Source organism: Mesorhizobium sp. CO1-1-8, from assembly GCF_020164875.1.
Lineage (GTDB): Bacteria > Pseudomonadota > Alphaproteobacteria > Rhizobiales > Rhizobiaceae > Mesorhizobium.
Genome location: NZ_JAIUGZ010000010.1, coordinates 1 through 13,425 on the forward strand (window position 1 = coordinate 1; position 13,425 = coordinate 13,425).

General features: G+C 63.1%; 10 protein-coding genes. 3 read left to right on the forward strand and 7 right to left on the reverse strand.

Features of this window, described 5'->3' with window-relative positions; translation table 11 throughout:
- Window positions 1-125 precede the first annotated feature (125 nt).
- The 7 genes from LB558_RS19800 to LB558_RS19830 all read right to left on the reverse strand — a co-directional run bounded on the left by LB558_RS19800 (window position 126) and on the right by LB558_RS19830 (window position 8,914).
- Window positions 126-584 (reverse strand): hypothetical protein, encoded by a 459-nt coding sequence (locus tag LB558_RS19800; RefSeq protein WP_024503577.1) that lies wholly within the window; start codon window positions 582-584, stop codon window positions 126-128.
- A gap of 111 nt (window positions 585-695) precedes the next feature.
- Window positions 696-1,874: an MFS transporter gene (locus LB558_RS19805; RefSeq protein WP_224699095.1), complete on the reverse strand. Its 1,179-nt coding sequence runs from the start codon at window positions 1,872-1,874 to the stop codon at window positions 696-698.
- A 77-nt stretch (window positions 1,875-1,951) separates the two neighbouring features.
- Window positions 1,952-2,692 carry an NUDIX hydrolase gene (locus LB558_RS19810; protein WP_224699096.1) on the reverse strand — a complete coding sequence of 247 codons (741 nt, stop codon included), beginning with the start codon at window positions 2,690-2,692 and terminating at the stop codon, window positions 1,952-1,954.
- Window positions 2,693-2,778: 86 nt separating this feature from the next.
- On the reverse strand, window positions 2,779-3,225 hold the full coding sequence (locus LB558_RS19815; RefSeq protein ID WP_224699097.1) for a DUF983 domain-containing protein: 447 nt from the start codon (window positions 3,223-3,225) through the stop codon (window positions 2,779-2,781).
- Window positions 3,225-5,531 (reverse strand): ribonuclease R, encoded by a 2,307-nt coding sequence (gene rnr / locus LB558_RS19820; protein WP_224699098.1) that lies wholly within the window; start codon window positions 5,529-5,531, stop codon window positions 3,225-3,227. The genes LB558_RS19815 and rnr overlap by 1 nt, the downstream gene beginning before the upstream one ends.
- A 6-nt stretch (window positions 5,532-5,537) precedes the next feature.
- The gene (gene topA, locus LB558_RS19825) at window positions 5,538-8,174 is read right to left on the reverse strand and encodes a type I DNA topoisomerase (RefSeq protein ID WP_224699099.1); all 2,637 of its coding nucleotides are present in this window, start codon (window positions 8,172-8,174) and stop codon (window positions 5,538-5,540) included.
- Between the two features lie 362 nt (window positions 8,175-8,536).
- Entirely contained in the window at window positions 8,537-8,914 is a 378-nt protein-coding gene (locus tag LB558_RS19830; RefSeq protein WP_128303545.1) for a hypothetical protein, read from the reverse strand.
- Between the two features lie 187 nt (window positions 8,915-9,101).
- Between LB558_RS19830 and LB558_RS19835 the strand changes: the two genes are divergently transcribed.
- The 3 genes from LB558_RS19835 to glmS all read left to right on the forward strand — a co-directional run bounded on the left by LB558_RS19835 (window position 9,102) and on the right by glmS (window position 13,365).
- Window positions 9,102-9,848 (forward strand): cytochrome c biogenesis CcdA family protein, encoded by a 747-nt coding sequence (locus tag LB558_RS19835; protein WP_015317638.1) that lies wholly within the window; start codon window positions 9,102-9,104, stop codon window positions 9,846-9,848.
- 160 nt (window positions 9,849-10,008) lie between these two features.
- A complete protein-coding gene (glmU, locus tag LB558_RS19840) occupies window positions 10,009-11,367 on the forward strand; it encodes a bifunctional UDP-N-acetylglucosamine diphosphorylase/glucosamine-1-phosphate N-acetyltransferase GlmU (protein ID WP_224699100.1) in 1,359 nt (452 codons plus the stop codon).
- A gap of 174 nt (window positions 11,368-11,541) precedes the next feature.
- Window positions 11,542-13,365, forward strand: a complete 1,824-nt coding sequence (gene glmS, locus LB558_RS19845) for a glutamine--fructose-6-phosphate transaminase (isomerizing) (protein ID WP_224699101.1) — start codon at window positions 11,542-11,544, stop codon at window positions 13,363-13,365.
- Window positions 13,366-13,425: the final 60 nt, after the last annotated feature.

The window sequence follows — 13,425 nt, forward strand, 5'->3', positions numbered from 1 at the left end:
TGAACCGCTTCGACGTTAAATCAGAAGCGGACAGATCATGTGCTACCAAAACCGGACAACTTGATTAGCTACCGACAGCCCGGTAGGCCTTGTGCGACCCGCCTGAGCCGGCTGGTGACGGGAAATCATGCGGTCTCCGTCGCCGATGCCGCAACCTTCTTCCAGTCTCCGGTCGTGTTCCACCAGCGATTCGGATTGGCGCGGTCGTCCAGCCCCTTGGAACGGCTGGCGAGAATCGGTTGAATGCGGATCACCGGTTCCTGGTAGGAATGTGCCTGGAAAATCGCCTCGACGACACGGGCGGCCAGCGCCTGATCGTCCGGCAGTTCGAAGGAAACCTCGACCGTGCCGGGCCGCCGCCGCAATTCGGTTTCGGCGCCGGCGGCCGCACCGTCAAGCGGCCTGTAGCGTTCGATGCCGTGCGCCGACTGATAGGCATTGCGGTCATATTTGCCCATGGCCAGCGGCGCGATCGCCACCACAGCATCCATGATGCGGTCGACGTCGGCGGCCGGAGCCTGGAAGGTCACGAGCAGAAGCAGTGTCATTCGTAGCGATGTGGTTTCAAAGCCGCTGTCGATCATGGAAGTGTCCTCAAGTGTTTTGGGACACCTTTCTAGCCCTGTGCTCCTGACACGGTTCTGTCAGCAGCCTGTCACCGTGACGTGCCAAATGCATGGTCGGTCGCGGTCGCGCTACAGCAGGATCTTGCGAACCAACCTGACGGCGACCAAAGCGATATAGGCGGCGAAGAACAGGCCGAGCGACCAGCCGAAGCCGGATGGTCCGAACGCATCCATGCCGATGCCGATCGCCTGCGGGCCGAGCACCATGCCGACGCCGTAGCACAGCACGAAGGCGGCGTTGGCCGACGCCAGTTCATGGCCGGAAAGCTGCGAGCCGAGATGGGCAAGGCCGATCGTGTACATGGCAGCGACGACGCCGCCCCAGACGAACAGAAGCGCGGCCATCAAATGCCAGTTCTGGGCGAAGAAGGGCATGAAGACGGTGCCGACAAGACCGACCGTCGCGCAGGCAATCAGCAGGTAGCGGCGGTCGCTGACGCGGTCGCTGATCATGCCGATCGGGATCTGCAGCAGCACGTTGCCAAGACCGATCATGGTCAGGAGAAGGGCTGCGTCGGCTTCGGAATAGCCGATGCGGCTGCCGTAGATCGGGAACAGCGCAAAGCCACCGGTTTCCACCGCGCCGAACACCAGCACGGCAGCGGTCGCCGACGGCACCAGCCAGATGTAGCGCAGGAAATTGCTGGTCTCGCCGTCGGAGGCGATCGTCGGGCTCTCGTTGCGCGCCGCCAGCACCGGTATGGCGGCCAGCGTCACCAGAGCGATGATGACGCCGAACGGCCTGAAGCCGGAACTGCCGAGATGGGCGAACAGCCACGGTCCGGCGGCAAAGCCGAGCGACAGGACAGTGGCGTAAATGCCCAGCACAAGGCCGCGCCGGTGCGGCGGCGCCGAGGTGCTGATCCAGAATTCAGACAGGATGAACAGCACCGTCAGCGCAATGTGCAGGACGATGCGCAGTGGGAACCACATCCAGAAATCGGGTGCGAAATGAAAGCCGACAAAGGCCAGCGCGCCGGCGGCGATCATGGCGATCATTGTCCAGGCAACGCCGAAGCGCATGGCGAGCGGGGTCGCCAGCGGCGCACCGGCGATCGAGGCGAGGCCGGCGACGGCGGTGTTGAGGCCGATCATCGAAGCCGAATGGCCGCGCGTTTCCAGGATGACGCTGAGCAGCGGCATGCCGAGGCCGATGGCGATGCCGACGACGCTGATCGACGAGATCGCCGCCACCATCGGCAGCCAGTGTACGCGTTCGTCGCCCTGTGGTTGGGTATCGACCGTCATGGGATGCTGAATACTCTGTCTCTTTGATCTTACGCAATTCAGGACGGAAATCCGCGTCACACATTCCTGGAATTGCTCTACAGAAGTTCGCGGGTGAAGCGGTTGCGGATAAGCCGGTAGAAGGGCACCGGGCCGCCTGGACGCAACAGTGGATCATGGGCGAGGAGCTTTTCCAGCTCGTCCAGGATCATTCGGGTGATGTCGGGTATGTCGGCTTCCCTGGCCTTGGCAAGCGGCAACCAGACCAGCTCTTCGAGTTCGTTGGTCGGGCCGCCACCGGGCAGTTCGACCGCGACGTCGTCGCGCCAGGCGCTGAAGAAGCGGGTGTCGAAGCGGCGCACCCGATTGGGCGGCGTGATGGCGCGCGCGACGAAGCGCAGCATGTCCAGCGAGGGTTGCACGCCGTGTTCGGCAAAACCTTGCCAATCGGGCCTGGTTGTGGCGAAGGCCCCTTTGCGGCCGATCAGCAATCCGGCTTCCTCATAGGTCTCGCGGATGGCGGACAGGGCGATGGCGCGGGCCCGTGCGGCGCTTGTGCGGCCCGGCCCGGCGATCAGCCGGGCCTCCTGCTCCGGGTGCAATGCGGCGGCGACCGGGATGCGGCTGTCGGCCGGATCGGTGCGGCCGCCGGGAAAGACGAACTTGCCCGGCATGAAGGCGTGGCCGGCATGGCGGCGGCCCATCAGAACCAGCACATCATCGCCCTTGCGGTCGAGCAGGATCAGGGTTGCCGCATCGCGCGGGCGAATTGGCCGGTCGCTATGAGCGATCATGCTCCGTTCGATCTTGTCGACTTCCGCCTTGGTCATACCGTCCATGCGCAGGACCTAGCGGAAACTTCTGGCAAGCGAAAGTGGCCTTTCACGATGGGTATGTTGCGCCAGGCCACATTCTTGGCTGCAGCTCAGGCTCCTGGATGCGGCTCGATCACGTCGTGTTCGCCGCCGAAGCCGTGCATATAGAAGGCCCATTGCAATCCTATGACGGCGCCCTTGACCGGCTGCAATAGCGCGACCGACAGAAGGATGGTCAGCGGCACCCAGATGGCGATGTGCTGCCATGTGGACAGAGTGGAGGTTGCCTCGACGCCCATGAAGGCGCCGAGCACGATGTGACCGACGATGACGATGACGAGATAAGCAGGCAGGTCGTCGGCGCGGTGGTGATGCAGTTCCTCACCGCAGACGCTGCATGTGTCGACGGTCTTGGTGAAGGCGCGAAACAGCTTGCCTTCGCCGCAATTCGGGCAACGGCCGAGCAGGCCGCGCTTCATCGCCGTCCACAGCGGGCGGGCAGCCCGGCCCGAGTGATGTTCTCCGCCGAAAACCTGTTCTTCCGTGACTGTTGTCATCATCGTCTCCTGCCGCGCGGACCCGGTCGCGTTTGCGACGCGCGGGCGCGGCCCTTGGCCTTGTGAAACGACCGCTTGGAGCCCGGCAAAGGCTTCGGGTCGGTCAACATCTCGAAGCGCATCGCGCCGGCCATCGGCGCCACCTCGATGAGTCGGACCTCGACGCGATCCGCGAGTTGATAGCCTTTGCCCGAGCGTTCTCCGAACAGGGAGCGGGCCGTTTCGTCGTATATATAGTAATCGCCGCCCAGAGTTGACACCGGGATGAAACCATCCGCGCCGTACTGCGGCAATTGGACAAATAGTCCTGATTTGGTGACGCCGGAGATCCGGGCATCGAACCGGTCGTCGACGCGTTCGGCGAGATAGCTGGCGATCAGACGGTCGACCGTGTCCCGCTCGGCCGCCATTGCGCGGCGTTCCGTGCCGGAGATCAGCACGGCGACATCTTCGAGCCGGGCCGCTTCGTCCTGCGTCAGCCCGCCCGGACCCAGTCCGAGTGCGGCAATAAGTCCGCGATGCACGATCAAATCGGCATAGCGGCGGATCGGCGAGGTGAAATGGGCGTAGCGGCGGAGGTTGAGACCGAAATGGCCGATGTTCTTTGGCGAGTATTCGGCTTGGCTCTGCGAGCGCAGAACCACTTCGTTGACCAGGCCTTCATTGTCGGCGCCGCGCACGCGCTCCAAAATGCCGTTGAACTGGCTTGGCTGCATCTGCGCGCCGCGCGCAAGTGACAGGCCCAATGTCTGCAGGAACTCGCGCAGCGATTCCTGCTTGGCCAGCGATGGCGCGTCATGGACGCGATAGACCAGTTCCTGTTTCTTCGCTTCGAGCGTCTCGGCCGCCGCGACATTGGCCTGGATCATAAATTCTTCGATGAGCTTGTGGGCATCGAGCCGCTCCGGCACGATGACGCGATCGACGGTGCCGTCCGGCTTGAGTACGATCTTGCGCTCTGGCAGATCGAGTTCGAGCGGCTGGCGGCCATCGCGGCCACGCTTGAGGATCGCATAGGCGTCCCACAGCGGCTTAAGCACCGTATCGAGGATCGGACCGGTCTTGTCGTCCGGCACGCCGTCGATCGCCGCCTGAGCCTGGCTGTAGGCGAGCTTTGCCGCCGACTTCATCATGACGCGATGGAAGGAGTGCCTGAGCTTGCGGCCCTCTGCCGAAAAAACCATGCGCACGGCGAGCGCCGGCCGGTCCTGGCCCTCACGCAGCGAGCAGAGATCGTTGGAGATGCGCTCGGGCAGCATCGGTACCACGCGATCGGGGAAATAGACCGAATTGCCGCGCTTCAGCGCTTCGCGATCGAGCGCCGTGCCATAGCGCACATAGGCGGCGACATCGGCGATCGCCACCGTGGCGACCACGCCGCCTGGGTTCTTTTCGTCGAGATCCGGTGTGGCGAAGACGGCATCGTCATGGTCCTTGGCGTCGGCCGGATCGATGGTGACCAGCGGCAGGTCGCGCCAGTCCTCGCGATGATCAAGCGTCGCCGGTTTGACGGCTTCGGATTCGGCGATGACGTCGGCCGGGAAGATATGCGGAATGTCATGCGCGTGGATGGCGATCATCGAGACCGCCTTTTCGCTGGTCAGCGAACCCAGTACGTTGAGCACCTTGGCTCTCGGCAGCCCATAGCGAGAGGCCCGTGCGGGCTCGACCTCGACCAGGTCGCCGTTCCTGGCGCCGTTCTGGAATTCCTTGTCGACGATCAGTTCGGGCTGACGCCGTTCCACCGGTTCGATGCGGAAGGTGCCGTCCTGCAGGATGCGAAAGACACCGAGCACGGCATCGGTGCGCTTCTCGAAGATCTTCATCACCCGCCCGGTGTAGGCGGGGCCGGTCGCTTCGTTGGTCGGAAAGGTCTTGGCCAGCACGCGGTCGCCGATGCCGGGCGCCGGGCCGCTGCCGCCACGCGATACGCGGATCGACACGACGGGCGGCTCGCCCGTGCCCACGGCCTCGGCCGGGTGCGCCAGCAAAATGCCATCGCCGTCACGGCCGAAGATGTCGAGCACGGCGACATGGGGCAGGGCGCCGACGCGGGCCAGTTGCTTGCGTTCCTTGGTCAGGACGCCTTCGTCCTGCAGGTCGCGCAAAATGTCCTTCAGCCAGATGCGGTCGTCGCCCCGCAGCGCGAACGCCTTGGCGATGTCACGTTTTCCCGCGCGATCGGGATTTTCGGCGATGTAGCGCAGGATTTCGTCACGCGATGGCCGGTAGTCGTCCTTGACCTTGGCCCTGGTGTCGGCGGTGCGCGGATCGCCGTGGGTTCTACCGGTGATCTTGCGCGCCACGTCGTCCTACCCTTTTTTCTTCGCTGCCGGCTTCTTGGCTGCCGTTTTCTTGGCCGCCACTTTCTTGGTTGCCGGGGCCTTGGCCGCGGCCGCCTTGCGGAACGGCTTCTTGCCGCCGCCGCCCTTGGCTTCTTTCTCGGCAATCAGCGCCAGCGCGTCCTCGAGGGTCACCGACTGCGGATCCTTGCCCTTGGGCAGGGTGGCGTTGACCTTGCCGAAATTCACGTATGGCCCGTATTTGCCGTCGCGCACGACGATCTTGCCGCCGCCATCGGGATGGTCGCCAAGCTCCTTGAGCGCAGCGGCCGTGCCGCCATTGCGGCCGCCCTTGCCCTTCAATTGCTTCTCGGCGATCACCGACACGGCGCGGTTGAGGCCGATCGAGAACACGTCCTCGATGCTTTCGAGATTGGCGTAGGTGCCGTCATGCAGAACGAACGGACCGTAGCGGCCGAGCCCGGCCGAGATCATCTTGGCCGTTTCCGGATGCTGGCCGACATCGCGCGGCAATGACAGCAGCGCCAGCGCCTTCTCGTGGTCGATCGACTCTGCCGTCCAGCCCTTGGGCAGGCTGGAGCGCTTGGCCTCCTTGCCGTCGCCACGCTGCAGATAGGGGCCGAAGCGGCCGCTGCGCAGCGTGATTTCCTCTGACGTGTAGGGGTCCTTGCCGATCACCTTGGTGCCGTCTTCGCCGCCGCCATTCTCGCCATTGGGGTTGGCGGCGTCGCCGAGTTGGCGGGTGAAGGAGCATTCGGGATAGTTGGAGCAGCCGACAAAGGCGCCGAATTTCCCGAGCTTCAGCGACAGATTGCCGGTGCCGCATTTCGGGCAAATGCGCGGGTTCGAACCGTCTTCGCGCGCGGGAAACACCAGCGGCGCCAGTTCCTCATTGAGCGCGTCTAGCACATCCGTGACGCGCAGCTCCTTGATGTCGGCGACGGCGCCGGAAAAATCCTTCCAGAAATCGCGCAGCACTTCCTTCCAGGCGAGCTTGCCGTCGGAAATCTCGTCGAGCTTCTCTTCCAGAGATGCCGTGAAGTCGTACTCGACATAGCGCTTGAAGAAGCTTTCGAGGAAGGCCGACAGCAAGCGGCCCTTGGCCTGCGGCACCAGTCGGCGCTTGTCGATGGTGACATAGTCGCGGTCTTCGAGCGTCTTCAGGATCGCCGTATAGGTGGAAGGCCGCCCGATGCCGAGTTCTTCCAGCTTCTTGATCAGCGAAGCTTCCGAATAACGCGGTGGCGGCTCGGTGGTGTGCTGGGTAGCGTTGATCGCCTGACGGGCAAGTTGCTCGCCGGCGCGGATCTCGGGCAGACGGCGATTTTCCTCGTCTTCCGAATCGTCATCCTTCTGGTCGGTGTAGGCGGCGATGAAGCCGTCGAACCGAACGACCGAACCGACGGCGCGAAGCTCGGCGGTGCGCGATCCGTTGACCGCCTCGATCTCGGCGGTGGTGCGCTCGATCTCGGCGGACTGCATCTGGCTGGCGATGGCGCGCTTCCAGATCAGCTCATAAAGCCGCATCTGGTCGGAATCGAGATATTGCCTGACCGATGCCGGGGTGCGCATGAAATCCGTCGGGCGGATCGCTTCGTGCGCTTCCTGGGCGTTCTTGGCTTTGGCTGTATATTGGCGCGGCTTTTCCGGCAGGTATTTCGGACCGAATTCCTTGGCAATGGCATCGCGTGCGGCGTCGATCGCCTCAGGTGCCATCTGCACGCCGTCGGTTCGCATATAGGTGATCAGACCGGTGGTCTCGCCGCCGATCTCCATGCCTTCATAGAGGCGCTGCGCCACCTGCATGGTGCGGCTGGCCGAGAAGCCGAGACCTGACGAGGCGGCCTGCTGCAGGGTCGAGGTGGTGAAGGGCGGGCCGGGATTGCGCTTGGTCGGCTTGGCTTCCACCGACACCGCCTTGAAGGTAGCGCCTTCAAGCATCGACTTGATGTCGTCGGCCTGCGCCTTGTTGGAAATGTCGAGCTTTTGCAGCTTCTTGCGATCGAAGGCGGTCAGCCGCGCTTCGAAATTCTCGTTGCGCGGCGTGCCCAGCAGGGCAGCAATCTGCCAGTATTCCTCGCGGATGAAGCGCTCGATCTCGGATTCCCGGTCGCAGACCAGGCGCAGCGCTACCGACTGGACGCGGCCGGCCGAGCGGGCGCCCGGCAGCTTGCGCCACAGCACCGGCGACAGCGTGAAGCCGACGAGATAATCCAGCGCCCGGCGAGCCAGATAGGCATCGACCAGTGGCGCATCGATCTGGCGCGGATTGGCCATCGCCTCCAGCACCGACGATTTGGTGATGGCGTTGAAGACGACGCGGCTGACCGGCTTGTCCTTCAGCGCGCGCTTCTGCTTCAGCACTTCCAGCACATGCCAGGAAATCGCTTCGCCTTCGCGATCCGGATCGGTGGCGAGGATCAGGCCATCGGCGTCCTTGACCGCCTTGGCGATGTCGGCGAGGCGCTTGCCAGAGGCGGTGTCGACCGCCCAGGACATGGCGAAATCCTCATCCGGACGCACCGAGCCATCCTTGGCCGGCAAATCCCTGATATGGCCGAACGAGGCCAGAACCTTGTAGTTCTTGCCGAGGTATTTGTTGATTGTCTTCGCCTTGGCCGGCGATTCGACGACGACGACGTCCATGAGGTCTCATATCAGCTGTGGTGCGGCAGAAGAATTCCGCTGCGCGCGACGAAATCTCGTTCTATTTGTCGCTCACATGGCCGCGCTTTTGCATCCGGTCAAGGGGAAGCGCCCAAATTGCGGGCCGGCCCGAAGCAATACACTCTTAGAGTGTATGGAGAAAATCACAGAATTTGGGAAAGGGGGAGACCGTGGCCGCGAGTCAGCGGAAACGACCGGATTCATTTTTCCGCCGAGTCGGTGAAATGCTGCCCAAACCGGTACGGGCGACATTATAACCGGGCTGTTCGATGCCGGCCGCCGGGTGCATGGAGATGCCCGGCGACCAGCCCTTGTCCCGCCAGCAGGCGGGATTGGCGTGCTTAGTCGGCCTTGACGATATGCCAGACCTCGCCGACGCCGTCGCCGGTCACGTCGCCGGGCTTCTTGTCCTTTATGAAGGTGTAAACCGGCTTGCCGTCATAGGCCCACATCTTGGTGCCGTCGGTGCGGTCGACAACGGTCCATTCATCATCCGCCTTGGCGCCGGCTTCGGCCTTCAGCGGCGGCCAGTTGGTGGCGCATTTGTCGTAGCAATTCGTCTTGCCCTTCTCGTCCTTGTCATAGGTGTAAAGCGTCATGCCATTGGCGTCGGTGTAGATCTTGGTGCCATTGACCTCGGCTTCCTTCCACGCGTCGGCGGCGAAGGATGCGGCGGTGCTGAGCAGAAGCGCTGCCAACCCTGCGGTTATGGTTTTCATGGAAAATCTCCCTGACTGATGTCTGGAGACGCGCGGGAAATCGCGGCCTCACAGCGTCAACGCATGCGGGCTGTCGTTTCTTCCTGGCAAGTGCGTCGGGCAATGGATGATCTTGCCAACACAATGGTGATTGGTGGACAAGGCTGCGCGTCGCTATATCGGCGTCACGGCATTGGAGTTCTTGGAAATGGCATTGGACATCGGTTATGTCAGCGCGGTCGGAGCAGGGGCGATCTCGTTCCTGTCGCCTTGCGTGCTGCCGCTGGTGCCGCCCTATCTCTGCTATATGGCCGGCGTCTCGGTCGACGATTTCCGCGGCAATGCGGGTGCGACAGCGCGTGAAGGCGCGCGTGGCGCGCTGCTCTATTCCTCGATCGCCTTCGTGCTTGGCTTCTCCACCGTCTTTGTCGCGCTTGGCGCCGGCGCCTCGACCATCGGTCGGTTGCTGCGTGTCTGGCAGGAGCCGCTGGCGATGGGCGCCGGCGTGCTGATCATCCTGATGGGTCTGAATTTCCTCGGAATCCTGCGCATCCCGCTATTGTCGCGGGAGGCGCGCTTCCAGTCGCAGGGCAAGCCGGCAAGTGCCGTTGCCGCCTATGTCATGGGGCTGGCTTTCGCCTTCGGCTGGACGCCGTGCATCGGCCCGGTGCTGGGGCCGATCCTGACGCTGGCCGGCGGCCGTGAGACGGTCGGCGAGGGCGCGTTGCTGCTTGCCGCCTATTCGCTAGGCCTCGGCATACCGTTCCTGATCGCCGCGCTGTTTTCCGGCGCCTTCATGCGCTTCCTCGGCAAATTCCGCGTCCATCTCGGCCGCGTCGAAAAGGCGATCGGCGCTTTGCTAGTCGTTGCCGGTGTGTTTTTCCTCACCGGTGGCGTGCAGACCGTTTCCTACTGGCTGCTGGAGAATTTCCCGGTGTTGGGGCGGTTGGGGTAGCGTTGACGGCGGCGGGAGAGGCGCAGGATTGAACTGCGGACCCGCTGATTAAGAGTCAGCTGCTCCACCATCTCACTGGAATTTAACCTCATTGGTGCAGCATGGCGCCAGATGCTACCTATCTCCGATTCCCGATCCCTTTTCATATGGTTGTCCTTCCATGAGCCAGAGATCCTGCCTGTCCGTCATTCTCGCCGCCGGCGAAGGCACGCGCATGAAGAGCGTGCTGCCGAAGGTGCTGCACCAGATTGCTGGGCTGCCGATGGTCGCCCATGTGGTGAAGGCAGCCGAAGCCGCCGGCGCCGGCAGCCAGGCGCTGGTGATTGGCCATGGCGCGGACGAGATGCGCAAGGCTGCGGCAAAGTTCGCTCCGAAGGCTGAGACCTTCGTGCAGGAAAAGCGCCTTGGCACCGCACATGCCGTGTTGGCCGCGCGCGATGCGATATCAAAGGGTTATGATGATATCCTGGTGATGTTCGGCGACACACCGCTGATCGACGCGGATGCGCTCACGGTGGCGCGGCTGAAACTGGCGGAGGGTGCTGCCGTCGTTGTGATCGGGTTCCGCCCGCCCAGTCCGACAGGTTATGGCCGGCTGATCGAAAAGGACGGCAAGCTGATTGCCATCCGCGAGGAGAAGGACTGCTCCGAGGAGGAGAGGAAAATAACCTTCTGCAATGCCGGCATGATGGCGGTTGCCGGCGCCCACGCGCTGAAGCTGCTCGACGCGGTCGGCAACAAGAATGCCAAGGGCGAGTATTACCTCACCGACATCGTCGAGATCGCCGGCGCGCGAGGCCTCGATGTCGTCGCCACCGAAGCCAGCTTCGAAAGCGCGCTTGGCATCAACAACCGCGCCGAACTGGCGCAGGCTGAGGGCATCTGGCAACAGCGCCGGCGGCACGAGGCGATGCTGTCGGGCGTGACGCTGATTGCGCCGGAGACCGTGTACTTCTCGCACGACACCGAGATCGGTACCGACACGATCGTCGAACCGAATGTCTGGTTTGGCCCAGGGGTGAAGATCGCCACCGGCGCCAAGATCCATGCTTTCAGCCATATCGAAGGCGCCACCATTGCGTCCAATTGCGATGTCGGGCCGTACGCGCGGCTGCGGCCGGGCGCTGATCTCCGGTACAAGGCCAAGGTGGGCAATTTCTGCGAGGTCAAGCAGGCTGTTATCGAGGAGGGCGCCAAGGTCAACCACCTGACCTATATCGGCGATGCCCGTGTCGGCGCCGGGGCCAACATCGGCGCCGGCACCATCACCTGCAATTATGACGGCTATTCGAAATTCTTCACCGACATCGGCGAGGGCGCCTTCATCGGCTCGAATTCGTCGCTGGTGGCGCCTGTCACCATCGGAAAAGGCGGCTACATCGCCTCGGGCAGCGTGATCACCGAAAGCGTGCCCGACGACGCGCTGGCCTTCGGCCGCGCCCGCCAAAAGACGATTCCCGGCAAGGGCAAGGAATTGCGCGAGCGCTTTGCCTCGGCGGCGGCTGCGAAGAAGAAGTAAAACCGGTCCGCAAAAAATCGAACAATTGCTGTAACCGGATTGCAAGCGCTGCCTGTCATGGTGCATCGACAGAATGAGCGTTCCGTTATACGGGACGAAATGCAATGTGATTTTCCACGGCAGCCGGCCATCCCTAAATAGCGCTGGTTTTCCGGGGAATCGGGGGCTCTCTGCATGTGCGGTATCGTTGGAATCGTTGGCCACTCGCAGGTTGCGCCGCTCATCGTCGATGCGCTGAAGCGGCTTGAATATCGCGGCTATGACTCGGCTGGCGTCGCCACCATCGAGCATGGTGAGCTTGGCCGCCGCCGCGCTGAAGGCAAGCTGGTCAACCTCGAACGCTTGCTGAAAAACGAGCCGCTCGCCGGCACGATCGGCATCGGCCACACGCGCTGGGCGACGCATGGCGTGCCCAACGAGACCAATGCGCATCCGCATTTTTCCGACGGCGTCGCCATCGTCCACAACGGCATCATCGAGAATTTCGCCGAACTGCGCGACGAGTTGGTCCGCGACGGCTATTCTTTCTCATCGCAGACCGACACCGAAGTCGTCGCGCATCTGGTGGCGCGCGAACTGGCCAAAGGACTGAAGCCGGTCGAGGCCGCGCACCAGGCGCTGAAGCGGCTCGAAGGCGCCTTCGCGCTGGCGATCATGTTCAGGGGTGACGAGGACCTGATCGTCGGCGCCCGCAATGGTCCGCCGCTGGCAGTCGGCCATGGCGATGGCGAGATGTTTCTGGGTTCAGACGCCATCGCGCTCGCCCCCTTCACCAATTCCATCACCTATCTCGAAGATGGCGACTGGGCGGTGGTGCGCCGCGACGGTGTCACCATCTTCGATATCGACGGCAAAAAGGTCCAGCGCAAGCGTCAGCAGTCGCTCTCGACCAGCTTCATGGTCGACAAGGGCAACCGGCGCCATTTCATGGAGAAGGAGATCCATGAGCAGCCCGAGGTGATCTCGCATACCTTGGCGAATTATCTCGATTTTGTCGGCGGCGTCTCCAAGCCGCTGGATCTGCCCTTCGATTTCGCCAAGATTGGCCGGCTGGCGATCTCGGCCTGCGGCACCGCCTATCTTGCCGGCCTGATCGGCAAATACTGGTTCGAGCGCTACGCGCGCCTGCCCGTCGACATCGATGTCGCCTCCGAATTCCGTTACCGCGAAATGCCATTGTCGAAGAACGACGCGGCGTTCTTCATTTCGCAGTCCGGTGAGACCGCCGACACGCTGGCCTCGCTGCGTTATTGCCGCAAGGCCGGCATGAAGATCGGCGCGATCGTCAATGTGCGCGAATCGACCATGGCGCGGGAATCCGATGTCGTGCTGCCGACGCTCGCCGGGCCGGAAATCGGCGTCGCCTCCACCAAGGCGTTCACCTGCCAGCTATCCGTCTTGGCTTCGCTGGCCGTGCGGGCTGGCGTGGCGCGGGGTACGATCTCGAAAGAACAAGAGAAGGCCCTGGTGCGCGCGCTTTCGGAAGCGCCGCGCTATGCCAACCAGGTGCTCAAGCTCGAAGAGCAGATCGAACGGATCGCGCGCGAACTCTCGCGTTACAAGGATGTGCTCTACCTCGGCCGCGACACCAATTTCCCATTGGCTATGGAAGGCGCGCTGAAACTCAAGGAAATCTCCTACATCCATGCCGAAGGCTATGCGGCGGGCGAGCTGAAGCACGGCCCGATCGCACTGATCGACGAGAACATGCCGGTCATCGTCATCGCGCCGCACGACCGCATTTTCGAAAAAACCGTGTCGAACATGCAGGAAGTGGCGGCGCGCGGCGGCAAGATTATCCTGATCACCGACAGCAAGGGGGCGGCACTGACGAGCGTCAAGACGATGGAGACGATCGTGCTGCCGGACGTCCCGGAAATCATCTCGCCGATCATCTACGCGCTGCCGATCCAGATGCTGGCCTATTTCACCGCCGTGTTCATGGGCACCGACGTCGACCAGCCGCGCAATCTGGCGAAATCGGTGACCGTGGAGTAGGTTTCATCCTTTCGTCATCCTCGGGTCTGCGCGGCGTCGCTTCGCTCCTTGCTCGCCCAT

Excerpts from the sequence above, each read along its gene's own strand:
- LB558_RS19800 (WP_024503577.1), bottom strand. The coding sequence starts at position 584 with ATGATCGACAGCGGCTTTGAAACCACATCGCTACGAATGACACTGCTT.
- LB558_RS19805 (WP_224699095.1), bottom strand. The coding sequence starts at position 1,874 with ATGACGGTCGATACCCAACCACAGGGCGACGAACGCGTACACTGGCTG.
- LB558_RS19810 (WP_224699096.1), bottom strand. The coding sequence starts at position 2,692 with ATGGACGGTATGACCAAGGCGGAAGTCGACAAGATCGAACGGAGCATG.
- LB558_RS19815 (WP_224699097.1), bottom strand. The coding sequence starts at position 3,225 with ATGACAACAGTCACGGAAGAACAGGTTTTCGGCGGAGAACATCACTCG.
- topA (WP_224699099.1), bottom strand. The coding sequence starts at position 8,174 with ATGGACGTCGTCGTCGTCGAATCGCCGGCCAAGGCGAAGACAATCAAC.
- LB558_RS19830 (WP_128303545.1), bottom strand. The coding sequence starts at position 8,914 with ATGAAAACCATAACCGCAGGGTTGGCAGCGCTTCTGCTCAGCACCGCC.
- LB558_RS19835 (WP_015317638.1), top strand. The coding sequence starts at position 9,102 with ATGGCATTGGACATCGGTTATGTCAGCGCGGTCGGAGCAGGGGCGATC.
- glmU (WP_224699100.1), top strand. The coding sequence starts at position 10,009 with ATGAGCCAGAGATCCTGCCTGTCCGTCATTCTCGCCGCCGGCGAAGGC.
- glmS (WP_224699101.1), top strand. The coding sequence starts at position 11,542 with ATGTGCGGTATCGTTGGAATCGTTGGCCACTCGCAGGTTGCGCCGCTC.